We start from the raw sequence: 12,498 nt of genomic DNA on the forward strand, positions 1-12,498 counted from the left end.
ATCGATCAGCGCTGATCATGGGTCGGTGGGGTCGGGACTCGGCCGGTTGTTGCGCTCGTCGGCGATCAGCTGATCGAGCCAAACCAAGTCGTGTTCTCGGCGTTCCTGGTCCCGCTGGAACAGGGAACGCACATAGGGATCGTTGGAGTGCACAGGATCGCGGCGGGCCATGGCTTGCAGGCTCACCAAGTGGGCCCGGCGCAGCTCGAAGAGCGCCAGCCGCCGGTCAGGGGGAAGGAAGCGGCAGAAGGCCAGCTGCAAGCGGAAGCGCCGCTCGTTGTTGGCGTCCTCTTGAAGCAGCTCCAGCAGGTGGTCTTCGCCGGCCTCGGTGATGTGGTACACCTTGCGAGTTCGGCCTGGTTTGGACCGAGTGCTGCGCTTCCGGTTGCGACGAGCGTGCCCCTCCAAATTCTGCTCATCGGTGACGAGCTCAGGGGCAACGGCAGCGGAGCTCACCCAGCCGCGGCGCTCCAAGCGGGCCAAGGCGGGGTACAGGGCACCGTACGAGTTGGCGTATCCGCCGACCAGAGACTTGAGGCGCTTGTTCAGCTCATAGCCGTGGAGGTCGCCCTCCTTGAGCAGTCCGAGCACCGCGAGATCCAACATTGGACCGCGATTATATCGATTCGCTATATCAGGTCAACTTGTTGGTGCGCGATAGACGTTGGGGTAGTCAGCCGAACAAGGCGACTGAAGGATCCTCTGGGCCGCGGATCGACCGGGGATCGTGGGGGTCGGGGTTGGAGTTGGGCACGGTCACGGAGTGGTCGGTGATGTAGTTGCGGTGGTCGATGGCCCATTTGCCGTCTCGACGAGACCATTGGTCCACGTAGCGCCCTCGGCTGAAGATGTCGGCCACGTCGGGGCCGTCCCCGAAGGGCAGGGTTCGCAGCGCGACGGTGACGTAGGCCTCGCTGACGGCTCGGTCGCCGTCCACCTGGATCAAGACGTTGGTGATCTGATGGGAATGGGTGGACATTCCGGCGTGAGCGGTCCAGACCCAGTCCACGAACTCGTGGCCAGTGCCCTGGAAGATGTCCTCGCCGTAGTCGGCGGTTCCATCGGGATGCCACACCGCGTAGGCCGCCGGCATGTCCATCCGGTCGAGTGCCCGGCAATAGCCGTAGATCACCTCGGTGATGGCCTGCTTGGCTGCCAATGTCTCTAGATCTTCCGTGCTGATGGGGTCAGTCATACGCCCATTCTCTATCGTTTCGCCCATGTCAGACCTCATCATCCGCGGCGGCAATCTGATCGACGGCACCGGGATCGCGGCCCGGCCCGCCGATGTGCGCATCAATGGAGGGGTTATCACCGAGGTGGGCCCGAACCTGGTTCCTGACGGCGAAACCGATTTGGACGCCGGTGGCTGCTATGTGACCCCCGGGTTCATCGACTCCCACACCCACTTGGACCCTTCCATGTTCTGGGACCGGGGGTGCGACCCCATGCCCCAGCACGGGGTGACCACCGCGCTGATCGGCAACTGCTCGCTGTCGCTGGCCCCGGCCAAGGCCGAGAATCTCGATGAGCTCATCGACGTGTTCTGCTACATAGAGGACATGCCGGTGGCCGACTTCGAGTCGGCCATACCCTGGTCATGGGGGTCGTGGCGCCAGTACCGCGATGCCATGAACGAGGGCGGGATCGCGCTGAACATGGCCTCGCTCATCGGCCACTCCATGCTGCGGATCTACGTCATGGGCGACGACGCCTGGACCCGGGAGGCCACCGAAGAGGAGATCGCGGCCATGGCCGCCGAGATGGCCGACGCCATGGATGCGGGCTGTTATGGCTTCAGCACCTCGTTCTTCGACTTGGACCGCCGCAGCCGCCCGGTGCCTAGCCGGTTGGCTTGCGACGGGGAGCTGACCGCGCTGGCCGACGTGCTGGCCGCCGCGGGCCACGGCCTGGTGGAGTTCATTCCCAACCTCACCGGCGAGGATCCCGAAGCCGACATCCGCCGGATGGCCCGGGTGCTCGGACCCCGGGGGGTTACCTCCATCTGGAACGGGGTCTCTCACAGCGACATGGCCCCGCACCGCCCGGATGAATACATGGCCTTTACCCAGGCGATCCGCGATGAGGGCTGCGACATGTGGCCCATCTCCTCGCCCCGCACCGTGGACCTCAACGTGAGCTGGGACCAGACCATGGTGTTCATGATGCTGCCCAAGGGCTGGAACCAGATCATGGGGGTGACCGGGCACGCCCGACGGGAGATGCTGGCCGACCCCGGCTGGCGGGAGATCGCCCGCAACGAGTGGGACGCCACCGAGAAATCGCTGTTCCCCATCAATCGGCCCGACTTCGCGCGGTTCACCTCGGTGACCCGCGCCGACAACGAGAGTTGGCTGGGGCGTTCGCTGGCCGAGTTGACCGAGGCTCGGGGCGGCCACCCCTCAGATGTGTTCGCCGACTGGATTCTGGAAAACGACCTGGAGCCCGGCGTGGTGGCCATGGGGGTGAGCAACAGCAACATCGACGGGGTGGCTCAGATGATCGCCGACGATCGCTGTCTGATCAGCGCCTCCGATGCCGGGGCCCACGTGCAGATGATGTGCGCCGCGGGCGACACCACCCTGCTGTTGACTCGCCACGTGCGGGAACGGGGAGACCTCGAGCTGGAGCACGCGGTGTACGAGATCACCGGCCGACAAGCGGAGATCTTGGGATTCAACGACCGGGGACGCCTTCTGCCCGGCTATGCCGGCGATGTCACGGTGTTCGACTTGGACGAGCTGTCGTGGGACACCGACGGGTTTGTGTCCGACCTGCCCTCGGGTGCTCCCCGCCTGCGCCGCCCGGTCGGCGGCTATCGGGCCACCGCGGTCAACGGCGTGCTCACCCAGGTGGAGGGCTCGCTCACCGGCGCCAACCCCGGGGCGGTCCTCGACGCCAACACTCCGGTGCCCTGAGCCCGACCGCTAGGACGTCGCGGCGATCTTGAGGGGGAACAGCTCCGCCACGCGGTGAAAATCCTGATCAGCGGTCAAGATCTCTGATCCGGTACGCAGCGCGATGTTGGCGATCATGCAGACGATGTATCCCGGTGGGGTGACGCCGTTGGCTCGGCAAACCCGGTTGATTCGAGCCGCGCCCTCGAAGTCGGCGGTCGGGTTGGCTCCCAGCCAGGACACCGAGGTCATCAAATTGAAGAGCCGGAGGTGGTTTTGGTCGTCTTTGGCCCCTCCCAGTACCTCCATCAGAACCGGCTCGGTGACGGCGACGTTGTGACCGCCTTCGGCGATGAGTGCGGCTAGCCGGGCATGAACCGGGGAGTTTGTACCTCGGTCGTACTCCATCCAGGCAGAGGTGTCGGCCAGGATCATCCGATGGGTTGGAGTCCGGTATCGGGCGGGATTTCGCCGATGAGCTGTGCCCCCTGCATGGCTAGCATCTCCTCGGTGGTCAGGGGTAGCCCGGCCAGGCGGCTCAGCGCGAGGTGTACGGCCTCGGTCTTGGTGCGCACGCCGTATCTGCGCATCACCACTTCGAGCAGACGGTCGTCAAGCTCGATATTGGTGCGGGTACGAGGGTTGACCTCGTTCATCGCCACAGTTTACACCTATTAGGTGTATTACTTGTGGTTTATGTGTAGAGATGGTCAATAGTCCTGGCCTTTGGAGGCATTGTGGGCGCCCCAGCCATCGGGAATGTACCCGTCCATGGTCACTGAGCGTTCGGTGAACAGCCAACGGCCGTCCACAACGCCATAGCAATCGATGTAGCGGCCCCAGTGGTCAAGGCCGTGCTCCATGATCACGTGGTAATAGCAGCGGCCCCTGGCCTCGGTGGGTGAGAGCAGGTCGATCTGGTGGGTGGCGGTGTGGTGGCGGATGTACTTTGGGGTGCCGCCGCCGATATCGGACAGAGTGTCCTGGGCGCCGGTGAAGATGGTGCGGATCTCGTCGATGCCGTACTTATCGGGTTGCGTCGGGGTCCGCATTATGGCGTCGGGGGCGAATAGGTCCATGACTTGGTCGAACCGGCCCGAGTCTCCGTTGGCGTTGTACCGGGCTACTAAGTCCCGGATCGATTCCCGAGCGATCAATTCCCACTGCTCCATCGTCTGACCGTACATCGTTTCTGCTTGCGCGGCGGGTCCTGTCGTTACCATCCCCCGGCGTGGTGGCGGGTCCTGTCGTTACCATCCCCCGGCGTGGTGGCGGGTCCTGTCGTTACCATCCCCCGGCGTGGTGGCGGGTCCTGTCCCGGCCCAGCCCGCCGTCCTCCATGGAGTCCGGGCGGCGGGCGCCCTGAGCCGGGCCACCCACCACCACGCCTACCTTTGGGGCGGGGCACTCCATTTGAGAGGGGTTAGGGTGCGGGCGTGAGCTTTGACGAGAGAACTCCGGTGCTGGTGGGAGTGGGGGCGGTTGCTCAGCGGCTTGAAGACCCATCTGATGCCGTGGAGGCAGTGGGATTGATGGCCGAGGCGCTGAGGGGGGCGGCCGATGATGCTGGAGCTGGTGAGCTGATTGGTCGGTTGGATCAGGTGAGGGTTACCAAGGGGACTTGGGGGTATTCGGATCCGGCTCGCTGGGTGGCTGATGCGGTGGGGGCGTCTCAGGCTCGGAGTTTTTTGGCTGATGTGGGGATCTTGCAGACGGCGGTGATGGGTGATGCGGCGGCTGCTATTGCGTCGGGTTCTGCCGACGTGGTGGCGGTGGTGGGCGGAGAGGCCAAGTACCGGGGATTGCGGGCGTCGATCGCCGGCGTGGACGCCCCCGACACTGACCAGGGTGGGGCCGAGCCGGATGATTTCGTGACACCTCACGGGATGATCATCAGCCGGGCCGAGATCGACACTGGGTTGGTGATGGCTACCCACCACTACGCCATGATCGAGAATGCCCGGCGGTTCGCCGATGAACAGACCATCGACGAGCACCGCGATGAGGTGGCTGGACTCTGGTCCCGATTCGCGCAAGTGGCCGCATCGAACCCCGACGCCTGGTTCCGGGACGGGCTGGACGCGGCCGCCATCGCCACTCCGGAAAACGGCAACAGGATGCTGGCGTGGCCGTACACCAAATGGCACAACTCGCAGTGGAACGTTGACCAGGCCGCGGCGCTGATCTTCTGCTCGGCGGGCACTGCCCGGGCGCTGGGCATCGACTCGGATCTCTGGGTGTTCCCTTGGGCCGCCGCGGAGTCCAACCACATGGTGCCGGTGACCGAGCGGCCCGAGCTTCACCGCAGTCCGGGATTCGCCCATGCCGGACGCGCCTTGAGCGGCCATCTGGGGATGGCACCGAGCGATGCCGACCACGTGGATCTGTACTCCTGTTTCCCCATCGCGGTGCGCACCCAGGCTCTCGAGCTGGGCCTCGATCTTGAACGGGATCTCACCGTGACTGGGGGTATGACCTGGGCTGGAGGACCGCTCAACAACTATGTGATCCAGTCCGCGGTAAAGCTGGCCCAGGTGCTGAGGGCCGATCCCGGGTCCACCGGGCTGCTGACCTCGATCAGCGGCATGATCACCAAACAGGGGGCCAGCGTGTGGTCCACTGAGCCGCCGGCGCAGCCATTCGCCAACATCGACGTGACCGATGCGGTTGCCGCCGACCTCCAGCCCCAGCCGTACCGCACGGGCGACAACGAGCAGGCCGAAGTGGTGTCCTACACCGTGATCTGGGGCCGGGAAGGCCCTGAGCGGGCGGTGGCCATCGGGGAATTTCCCGACGGCGCCCGGACGCTACTCGTCTCCACCGCCCCCGCCGTCATGGCCGCCGCCGTCGCCGGAGAGTTCTGCGGGCGCGGCATCATCGCCAGAGCCGACGGGTCGTTCACGCCCACCGACTGAGTCAGGTGCGGGCGGCTGCTCGGCATCGTCGTCTTGGTCGTTCTCGTTGCGGATCCATACGGTGCGCTGCGGGAAGGGGATCTCGATGCCGGACTCGTCGAAGGCCTTCTTGATGCGAGCCCGTAGAACGCGTCCGACCGCCCATTGCTCGCTGGGGTCGGTCTTTACCACCAGGCGGATGACCACGGCATCGTTGCCCAGTTCTTGAACTCCCCACACCGAGGGCTCCTCCAAGATGGTGAGGTCGGGGTCGTTCTCGTGCCACAGGTCGTCGGCCACCGACTTCATGATCTCACTGGCCTGATCGATGTCGGTGTCGTAGCTGACCCCGATGTCCAAGATGGCCCGCGACCACAGCTGTGAGTGGTTGGCCGTGCGGTGGATTTCCCCGTTGGGAACGGTCCACACCACACCGCTCACATCCCGCAAGGTGGTGGTACGCAGGCTGACTTTCTCGATGGTGCCCGACGTGTCGCCCACATCCACGACGTCGCCCACCCCGAACTGGTCTTCGATCAAGATGAACATTCCGGCCAAGAAGTCCCGCACCAGCGACTGAGCCCCGAAGCCCACCGCCAGGCCGGCGATACCGGCACCGGCAATCAGGGGGGCTAGATCGATGTTGAGCTCGCTCAGGCACAGGAGCGCGGCCACCGCCAAGATGAGCGCGGTGGCCAAGCTCTTCAACACTGCGGCAATGGTCTCGATCCTCTGGGCGCTGCGGACTTGGCGCTCTTGGATGCGGTTGATGGCCTTGGCCGCCCGGGCGCCGAAGTCCAGCTTGCCGGCGTCTTCGAGCTGCTCCTCGGTATCGGTCTCGCTCTGGCGCACCAATCGAGAGACCGCCCGGTCGACCACCTTGTGGGCAATCTTCTTGATGATCCAGGCCGCCAGCAGGATGAGGATGATCCGCAGCGGCCGCTCCACCAACCACCCGACGATCTCAGCCAGCCGCTCGTTCTCGGTGTTGTCGAAGATCAGCTCACAGAAGAATCCCGGATCAGGACCGCAGGCGTCGTTGACGGTGGTAGCAGGAACGACGAGAGCCATCGGGTTAGCGTACCGGCGCCCCCGTGCCTTGGGTCAGTTTTGGGTGCCCGGGATCAGTCCAGGCGATACACCCGGGCGGCGTTGTCGTGGAGCACCTTGGCCAACAGGTCGTCGCTGAGGTCGCCGAGAGCCCACTTCGCGTAATCCCGGGGGTACTGCGCCGGAGTAGCCGGGCCGGGGTGCTGGCACGTGGGGTGGGGGTAGTCGGTCTCGTACAGGATGTTGTTGGGGAACCTCTCGATGGCGGCCACCGCGCCAGCCTGCTCGAACCAGAAGCAGCCGTAGATCTGGCGCTCGAAGTACTCGCTGGGCAACAGGTCGTATTCGGGGTGCTCGAGATGCACGCCGCCATTGCGCCACTGCCAGTCGAACGCCTCCAAGGCCGGGGGAATCCAACCGGCCCCGCTTTCCACCGACACCAGTTGCAGTTCGGGGAACCGGTGGCACACCCCGCCGAAGATCAGGTCGGCGATGCAGCGCATGTTGTCCAGGAAGATGAGAGACGACACCTTGGCGAAGTTGGTCATCCACCCCATCTCGGCCTCGTCGGCCATCAGTGTGCCCATGTTGCCGCCGCCCACATGGAAGCTCACCGCCAGTTCAGCCTCTTGGGCCAGCGCCCAGATGGGATCCCAGTGCTGGTGGCCGAGCGGGGGCTGGCCGTAATCCTGGGGCTGGTTGCAGAAGTTGATGGCCCGATGCCCCAGCCCGGCGCACCGCTCGATCTCGGCCAGCGACAGTTCGATGTCCCAGAACGGCACCGCGGTGATGGGGATGAGCCGCGCGGGGTCGGCGGAGGTCCAGTCGGACAAGAAGTCGTTGTAGGCGGCCACGCACTGGGCCACCACCTCCCGGTCGCCGAGGCGCAGAAAGTAGCCGTTGCCGAACCCGCCGACGTTGGGGTAAAGGATCTGGGCCCAGATGCCCTGGCTGTCCATGAACTCCAGCCGGGCCTGGGCGTCGTACATAGACGGGGCGATCTCGTCGTAGGTCTCGGGGATCTTCAATGGCATCAGCCCGTCGAACCCGGCCATGGAGTAGTAGCCGGGCGAACCCAGCGACTCCCCATTCACCATCCAAGTGTCCCGCCCGTCTACTCGCTCAATATGGGGCACCTTGTCGTGCAAACTGGCCGGCATCCGCGCCGTCCACACATCAGGCGGCTCGGTCAAATGCGTATCTACATCAATAACCTTGAACCGCTCAAACAGATCCATGCTCATGGAATTGCCTTCTTTCTCTGGGCTTTCAGGCGTCGAGGGGGTTGTCGGGGGCAGCATCGAGGAGGGCGCGGCCGAGTTCTAGGGCGGGGCCGGTGCCGGCGAAGACGTGTTGGGTGCCGGCGTGGATGTCACGGAAGGCCCGCTGGAGGCCGCCGGAGCGGAGAGCGTCGGTGCCGGCCAGAAGATAGGCGCGGCGCAGGATGTCGGCGCCCTCCTGGGTGACGAACACTGTGGCCTGGCGGGTGAGGATCACGTCCATCGGATCGACCACGCCGGTTTCCACCACATTGCGCTCGGCGGTGGCGAAGGTGTCGTGGAGCCAGCCTCGGGCCGCCCGGAAGCGGGACTCCAATTCCCCGATCTCATGAACGAAGCGGTCATTTTGGGCCAGGGGGGTGGCGTCTCCCATGCGATGTTTGGAGCGGGCCACGGAATACAGCTCGTCGAGACCCCGTTGCACCACCCCGATGGCGAATCCGGCGTGGCCGGCGGCGGTGAGCGGCATTACGCCGAGCTTGTAGAGGGGGCCGCCCCGGTACACGGTGAGATCGAACATGTCGAAGGTGGAGGTGGCCGGCACGTACACGTCTTCGAGGGTGTAGTCGTAGCTGGCGGTGGCCTGGAGGCCCATCACGTCCCAGTTGCCGGTGATCTGGGCCTTTTCCACCGGGTAGATGGCGAAAAGAAACCGGGGGTCCACCCCCTCGGGCTCCTCGGTGAACACCCCGGCGCCGGCCCACTGGGCGTGGTTGATGCCGCTGCCGAACGAGTAGCGGCCATTGAGGCGAAAGCCGTCGTCATCGGGAGTGGCAGTGCCGTTGGGGGCGAACTGCCCGGCAGACAGAGGCACCCCGTCGGAGAACATGCGCTCGATGTGCTCATCGGGGCACCACGCGGCGAAGTAAGCCGTGGCAGCGCAGCTGGCCATCAGACACCAGCCGACCGAGCCGTCAGCCCGGGAAATCTCGGTCCAAATGTCGATGCACTCGTTAACTGGTAGTTCGAGCCCTCCCACCGCGTCCGGCACCATCACCTTGTGCAGCTCGGCATCTTCCAGCGCATTGACCGTCTCCTGGGGGATAGGCAGCCCGTCAGTCTTGGCCGCGTTCTCGTCGATCAACGAGCGAAGCTCTCGGGCACGATCCAGATAGATGCTGGCCATACCCAGCATCCTAGGGAATAGCTGGAGGGCGGGGTTTGACGGCGACAATTGCCACCGCACCGAGATGGCGGCTGTGCTGGCGAAACGTGCGTCGCATGGCCCGGACGCGTTGACGAGCTGCTGGTGTCCTGATGATGTTCAAGACGATTTTCGCGGTACCAACCAATCCCTCGTCTTTGATCAGGTGAATGGGCTCAAGAATGCGCATTGCCACTGTGGACTCGTGGCGGACCTGGAACCCGGCGCGTTTGAGCATGGCGACCCAGTCGGGAGCAGTGAGGGGGCGAACACCGACCTGGGTAGCGCGTGCCAAGTCGCCGCGAACCTCCCTTTGCGTCTCAGCCTCAAGCGATTCGGGCCGAAGACAGAGCTCGTGGATGCCGAAGCGTCCGCCGGGGCGCAGGATTCGGAATGCCTCGTCGATGACCTTCTTCTTGTTCTCCTCTGACTGCATCGTAAGGAGCGCCTCGCAGAGCACGACATGTGAGGAATTTGCTGAGAGGTGTGTTTCTTGAGCAGTGCCGACGATGCACTGGTAGCGGTAGTTCTTGGCCTTGGCATTGACTTGGGCTGCGGCATCAACGTCCCGTTCGATTCCGGTGTAGCCAGAGGGGTTGCGCTCGAAAACGAGTTTGGCGGTCGCACCCACTCCGGGGGCGAGTTCCACAACATGGTCGCCGGGACCGACGTCTAGTTCAGAGAGCAGTTCGTCGGTGAGCTCTCGGCCCCCAGGTCGGAGCACCTGCTTGCCCATTCGGGCCAGCAGCCAGTGCCCGGGCATCTTCTCGAGGCTCTGCCGACGATTAGCAGAGGTGTCGTCGGAGTCGCTCATGATGGCTCGGAATGGAGAATATGAGTCATACCTAACAAAGCGAAATCAGGATTGATGTTCGTTCCCCGGAAAGCTGACTCTGTATTTCAAGAGTGGCTGGCTAGGCGCTTGCCATACGGCGGGCGGGGAGGCCGAGGATTTCGACGGCTTGGGAAGAAGTGGCCGCGGGGCGGCCCATGTCGGCGGCCAGGGCGGCGACTTCGGCCACCAGCACATGGTTGGGCCGGGGGCGGTCGCCGGCGTAGTCCTCGTGGCCCACTCGGAGGTGGCCGCCTCGCTCCAGGGTGAGTTGGGGGATCGGGGATTCGATCAAGTCGCCCCCCACCACCGCGGCGAACCAAGGCAGGTCGCAGCCGACCAGCTCCAGCATCTCCAGGTAGGCGTCCAGGGCCTTCTCGGTGGGGGGCAGGCCGAAGCTCACGCTGTCGCCGATGGCGAAGTAGCCGCCGGGGCCGCCGAAGTAGAACTTCACGAATGATCCGGGGGTGAGCTGGCCGAAGCGCCAATACGACAGCACGTTGCGGAGGAAACCGGGCTCGAAGATGGCGAAGTGCATACCCAGGCCCAGGCGGTTGCACTGCTCGATGGCCACTTCCATGTCGGCGAAGGAGTTGACATAGACAAAGCTGTTGGGATCGGGCAGGCCGTTGGCCCCGGCCTTGCCCAGGATCATGGAGCCAGGGTCGATGAACCCCAGCCGCTGTAATCCCCCCTCGGCCAGATATTCCAGATGGCCGAGCTTCTCGGCCATGTTCTGGCCCCACCCCAGGGTGGGCAGCACCAGCACGTCGGGGTCGGCGGCCACCCACGGCTCGAAGGTCGCCCGATACTCGGCGGCCGCCTCGGCTGCTGGCACCCGCATGTCGGCGATGTGGCAATGGACGATGGTGGCTCCCGCCTCTATGCAGGCCAACCCCTCCTCGATGAGCTCTTCCCGGCTGAGTGGGACGTGGGGATTTCGGTCGCGGGTGGTGGTCCCGTTGAGGGCGACTTCGATGATGACGGGCGTGGTGTCCATGACCTGAGAGTACCGTCGGGAGTCGTGAGCCGGGAGTGGAAAGCGTTGTGGCTGGTGTCGCTGGCTTCGGCAGCCAGCTCCTTGGACGTGACGCTGATGTTCGTGGCCTACCCGGAGATCATCGACACGTTCAGCGGTACCCCGGCCACCCAGGTGTCGTGGGTGATCAGCGGCTACAACATCATGGTGGCGGCCCTGCTCATCCCCGCGGGCCGCCTGGCCGACCGCATCGGCCACCGACGGGTGTTCCTGTGGGCCATCGCTATTTTCGTGACCGGCTCGGCTGCTGTGGGTTTGGCGCCCAACGCACCGGCCATGATCGCGGCCCGGTGCTACCAGGCCTTCGGCGGTTCCAGCCTCATCACCTCGGGTCTGGCCCTGGTGATGTCCACCCTCGGCCCCCAGCGTCGGGCCATTGCGGTGGGGGTGTGGTCCACCGTGGCCGGGGTGGTGGCCTCACTCGCCCCCACGCTGGGGGCGCTGGCCATTGAGTTCGCCTCATGGCGAGCCGGCTTCTTCCTGGTTGCGCCGGTGGGGATAGCGGTGCTGGCTCGTCGGAGCCTTATCTCTGAGTCGGCGGCGGACGAAGATGCTGAACTGCCCGACATGGTCGGGGTGGTCTTGGCCGGACTCAGCACGGCTGCGCTGGTGCTGGGCATCGTGCAGTTCAACGAGTGGGGATCGGACGATCCCCGGGTCATCGGAGCATTCGCGGCAGCCGTTGTGGGAATGGCGGCATTCTTGATTCGCTGCGGTCGACATCCTTCGCCAGTCATCGATCTCGCTCTGTTTCGCCACCGGGTATTTGCGTCAACTGCGGTAGTGGCGGTGCTGGTGGGGGTGGCGTTCTTCGGCATCTTCCTAGCCCTGGTGCAATTCCTCCGAGGGCCGTGGCAGTACAGCACGCTGGAGGCCGGATTATTGCTGACGCCGCTCACCGCGGCGTCCAGCACGGTGGGCTATGCCACCGGCCGGGTGATGGAGCGGTTCGGACACCGGGTGGTCATGGTTCCCGCGGCCGGCTGCATCGCCTTGGGCTGCCTGTGGGTGGCGGCGTTCGCCGGTCCGGAGAGGGAATGGGCGGCAGTGTGGTTCCCGGCGGCCTTGTTGATGGGATTCGGCGTGGGCACCACTTTTCCGGGAGTCAACAGCGCGATTGCCTATGGCGTGCCCCCCGGCCAACTGGGACTGGCCGCGGGCACTGTGCAGACCGTCATCCGCATCGGGGGCGCGGTGGGTGTGGCTGCTGGTGTGGCCATGCTGGGAGGCGACCTCGCCGACTACGAGACGTTTTTCACCGTGTTGGCCATCATCTGCGGAGTTGCCGCGCTGGCGTCGCTAGGCATGGCAACCCACAAGAAAGAAAATTGAGTGGAATACCCTCAACTTTTGGCGGTTATC

Annotated in this window: 13 protein-coding genes; 3 read left to right on the forward strand and 10 right to left on the reverse strand. The window is 64.9% G+C overall.

Annotation, left to right across the window (positions count from 1 at the left end):
- Positions 1–15 precede the first annotated feature (15 nt).
- Positions 16–606, reverse strand: coding sequence for a PadR family transcriptional regulator (locus ACOGJC_RS11305; RefSeq protein WP_419845094.1), 591 nt, complete (start codon positions 604–606; stop codon positions 16–18).
- A gap of 67 nt (positions 607–673) precedes the next feature.
- Positions 674–1,195 carry a nuclear transport factor 2 family protein gene (locus tag ACOGJC_RS11310; RefSeq protein ID WP_419845095.1) on the reverse strand — a complete coding sequence of 174 codons (522 nt, stop codon included), beginning with the start codon at positions 1,193–1,195 and terminating at the stop codon, positions 674–676.
- A gap of 25 nt (positions 1,196–1,220) precedes the next feature.
- Here ACOGJC_RS11310 and ACOGJC_RS11315 point away from each other — a divergent pair, with 25 nt between their 5' ends.
- Positions 1,221–2,918 carry an N-acyl-D-amino-acid deacylase family protein gene (locus ACOGJC_RS11315; protein ID WP_419845096.1) on the forward strand — a complete coding sequence of 566 codons (1,698 nt, stop codon included), beginning with the start codon at positions 1,221–1,223 and terminating at the stop codon, positions 2,916–2,918.
- A 9-nt stretch (positions 2,919–2,927) separates the two neighbouring features.
- On the opposite strand, the gene ACOGJC_RS11320 is transcribed toward ACOGJC_RS11315, so the two are convergent.
- Genes ACOGJC_RS11320 through ACOGJC_RS11330 form a run of 3 tightly spaced genes read right to left on the reverse strand, consistent with a single transcriptional unit; the run spans position 2,928 to position 4,069 of the window.
- Complete coding sequence (locus tag ACOGJC_RS11320) at positions 2,928–3,332, reverse strand: PIN domain nuclease (protein WP_419845097.1); 405 nt, start codon at positions 3,330–3,332, stop codon at positions 2,928–2,930.
- The gene (locus ACOGJC_RS11325) at positions 3,329–3,553 is read right to left on the reverse strand and encodes a type II toxin-antitoxin system VapB family antitoxin (RefSeq protein WP_419845098.1); all 225 of its coding nucleotides are present in this window, start codon (positions 3,551–3,553) and stop codon (positions 3,329–3,331) included. Before ACOGJC_RS11325 ends, ACOGJC_RS11320 begins: the two co-directional genes overlap by 4 nt.
- A 54-nt stretch (positions 3,554–3,607) precedes the next feature.
- A complete protein-coding gene (locus ACOGJC_RS11330) occupies positions 3,608–4,069 on the reverse strand; it encodes a nuclear transport factor 2 family protein (RefSeq protein ID WP_419845099.1) in 462 nt (153 codons plus the stop codon).
- A gap of 264 nt (positions 4,070–4,333) precedes the next feature.
- Between ACOGJC_RS11330 and ACOGJC_RS11335 the strand changes: the two genes are divergently transcribed.
- Positions 4,334–5,812 (forward strand): acetyl-CoA acetyltransferase, encoded by a 1,479-nt coding sequence (locus ACOGJC_RS11335; RefSeq protein WP_419845100.1) that lies wholly within the window; start codon positions 4,334–4,336, stop codon positions 5,810–5,812.
- Here ACOGJC_RS11335 and ACOGJC_RS11340 read toward each other — a convergent pair.
- The 5 genes from ACOGJC_RS11340 to ACOGJC_RS11360 all read right to left on the reverse strand — a co-directional run bounded on the left by ACOGJC_RS11340 (position 5,705) and on the right by ACOGJC_RS11360 (position 11,097).
- On the reverse strand, positions 5,705–6,862 hold the full coding sequence (locus ACOGJC_RS11340) for a mechanosensitive ion channel family protein (protein WP_419845101.1): 1,158 nt from the start codon (positions 6,860–6,862) through the stop codon (positions 5,705–5,707). The genes ACOGJC_RS11335 and ACOGJC_RS11340 overlap by 108 nt on opposite strands.
- Positions 6,863–6,915: 53 nt before the next feature.
- Positions 6,916–8,085 carry an amidohydrolase family protein gene (locus tag ACOGJC_RS11345; protein ID WP_419845102.1) on the reverse strand — a complete coding sequence of 390 codons (1,170 nt, stop codon included), beginning with the start codon at positions 8,083–8,085 and terminating at the stop codon, positions 6,916–6,918.
- A 25-nt stretch (positions 8,086–8,110) separates the two neighbouring features.
- On the reverse strand, positions 8,111–9,247 hold the full coding sequence (locus ACOGJC_RS11350) for an acyl-CoA dehydrogenase family protein (RefSeq protein WP_419845103.1): 1,137 nt from the start codon (positions 9,245–9,247) through the stop codon (positions 8,111–8,113).
- A gap of 10 nt (positions 9,248–9,257) precedes the next feature.
- Positions 9,258–10,079 carry a methyltransferase domain-containing protein gene (locus ACOGJC_RS11355; RefSeq protein WP_419845104.1) on the reverse strand — a complete coding sequence of 274 codons (822 nt, stop codon included), beginning with the start codon at positions 10,077–10,079 and terminating at the stop codon, positions 9,258–9,260.
- 100 nt (positions 10,080–10,179) lie between these two features.
- Complete coding sequence (locus tag ACOGJC_RS11360; protein WP_419845105.1) at positions 10,180–11,097, reverse strand: 3-keto-5-aminohexanoate cleavage protein; 918 nt, start codon at positions 11,095–11,097, stop codon at positions 10,180–10,182.
- A 24-nt stretch (positions 11,098–11,121) separates the two neighbouring features.
- Between ACOGJC_RS11360 and ACOGJC_RS11365 the strand changes: the two genes are divergently transcribed.
- A complete protein-coding gene (locus tag ACOGJC_RS11365; RefSeq protein WP_419845106.1) occupies positions 11,122–12,468 on the forward strand; it encodes an MFS transporter in 1,347 nt (448 codons plus the stop codon).
- The last annotated feature ends 30 nt before the right edge of the window (positions 12,469–12,498 follow it).

This window comes from Candidatus Poriferisocius sp. (assembly GCF_965204015.1).
GTDB lineage: Bacteria > Actinomycetota > Acidimicrobiia > Acidimicrobiales > Bin134 > Poriferisocius.

What these genes read in the sequence shown, in the direction of transcription:
- ACOGJC_RS11320 (WP_419845097.1), bottom strand. Translation starts at nt 3,332, where the DNA reads ATGATCCTGGCCGACACCTCTGCCTGGATGGAGTACGACCGAGGTACA.
- ACOGJC_RS11350 (WP_419845103.1), bottom strand. Translation starts at nt 9,247, where the DNA reads ATGGCCAGCATCTATCTGGATCGTGCCCGAGAGCTTCGCTCGTTGATC.
- ACOGJC_RS11315 (WP_419845096.1), top strand. Translation starts at nt 1,221, where the DNA reads ATGTCAGACCTCATCATCCGCGGCGGCAATCTGATCGACGGCACCGGG.
- ACOGJC_RS11330 (WP_419845099.1), bottom strand. Translation starts at nt 4,069, where the DNA reads ATGGAGCAGTGGGAATTGATCGCTCGGGAATCGATCCGGGACTTAGTA.
- ACOGJC_RS11340 (WP_419845101.1), bottom strand. Translation starts at nt 6,862, where the DNA reads ATGGCTCTCGTCGTTCCTGCTACCACCGTCAACGACGCCTGCGGTCCT.
- ACOGJC_RS11355 (WP_419845104.1), bottom strand. Translation starts at nt 10,079, where the DNA reads ATGAGCGACTCCGACGACACCTCTGCTAATCGTCGGCAGAGCCTCGAG.
- ACOGJC_RS11305 (WP_419845094.1), bottom strand. Translation starts at nt 606, where the DNA reads ATGTTGGATCTCGCGGTGCTCGGACTGCTCAAGGAGGGCGACCTCCAC.
- ACOGJC_RS11310 (WP_419845095.1), bottom strand. Translation starts at nt 1,195, where the DNA reads ATGACTGACCCCATCAGCACGGAAGATCTAGAGACATTGGCAGCCAAG.
- ACOGJC_RS11345 (WP_419845102.1), bottom strand. Translation starts at nt 8,085, where the DNA reads ATGAGCATGGATCTGTTTGAGCGGTTCAAGGTTATTGATGTAGATACG.
- ACOGJC_RS11360 (WP_419845105.1), bottom strand. Translation starts at nt 11,097, where the DNA reads ATGGACACCACGCCCGTCATCATCGAAGTCGCCCTCAACGGGACCACC.
- ACOGJC_RS11325 (WP_419845098.1), bottom strand. Translation starts at nt 3,553, where the DNA reads ATGAACGAGGTCAACCCTCGTACCCGCACCAATATCGAGCTTGACGAC.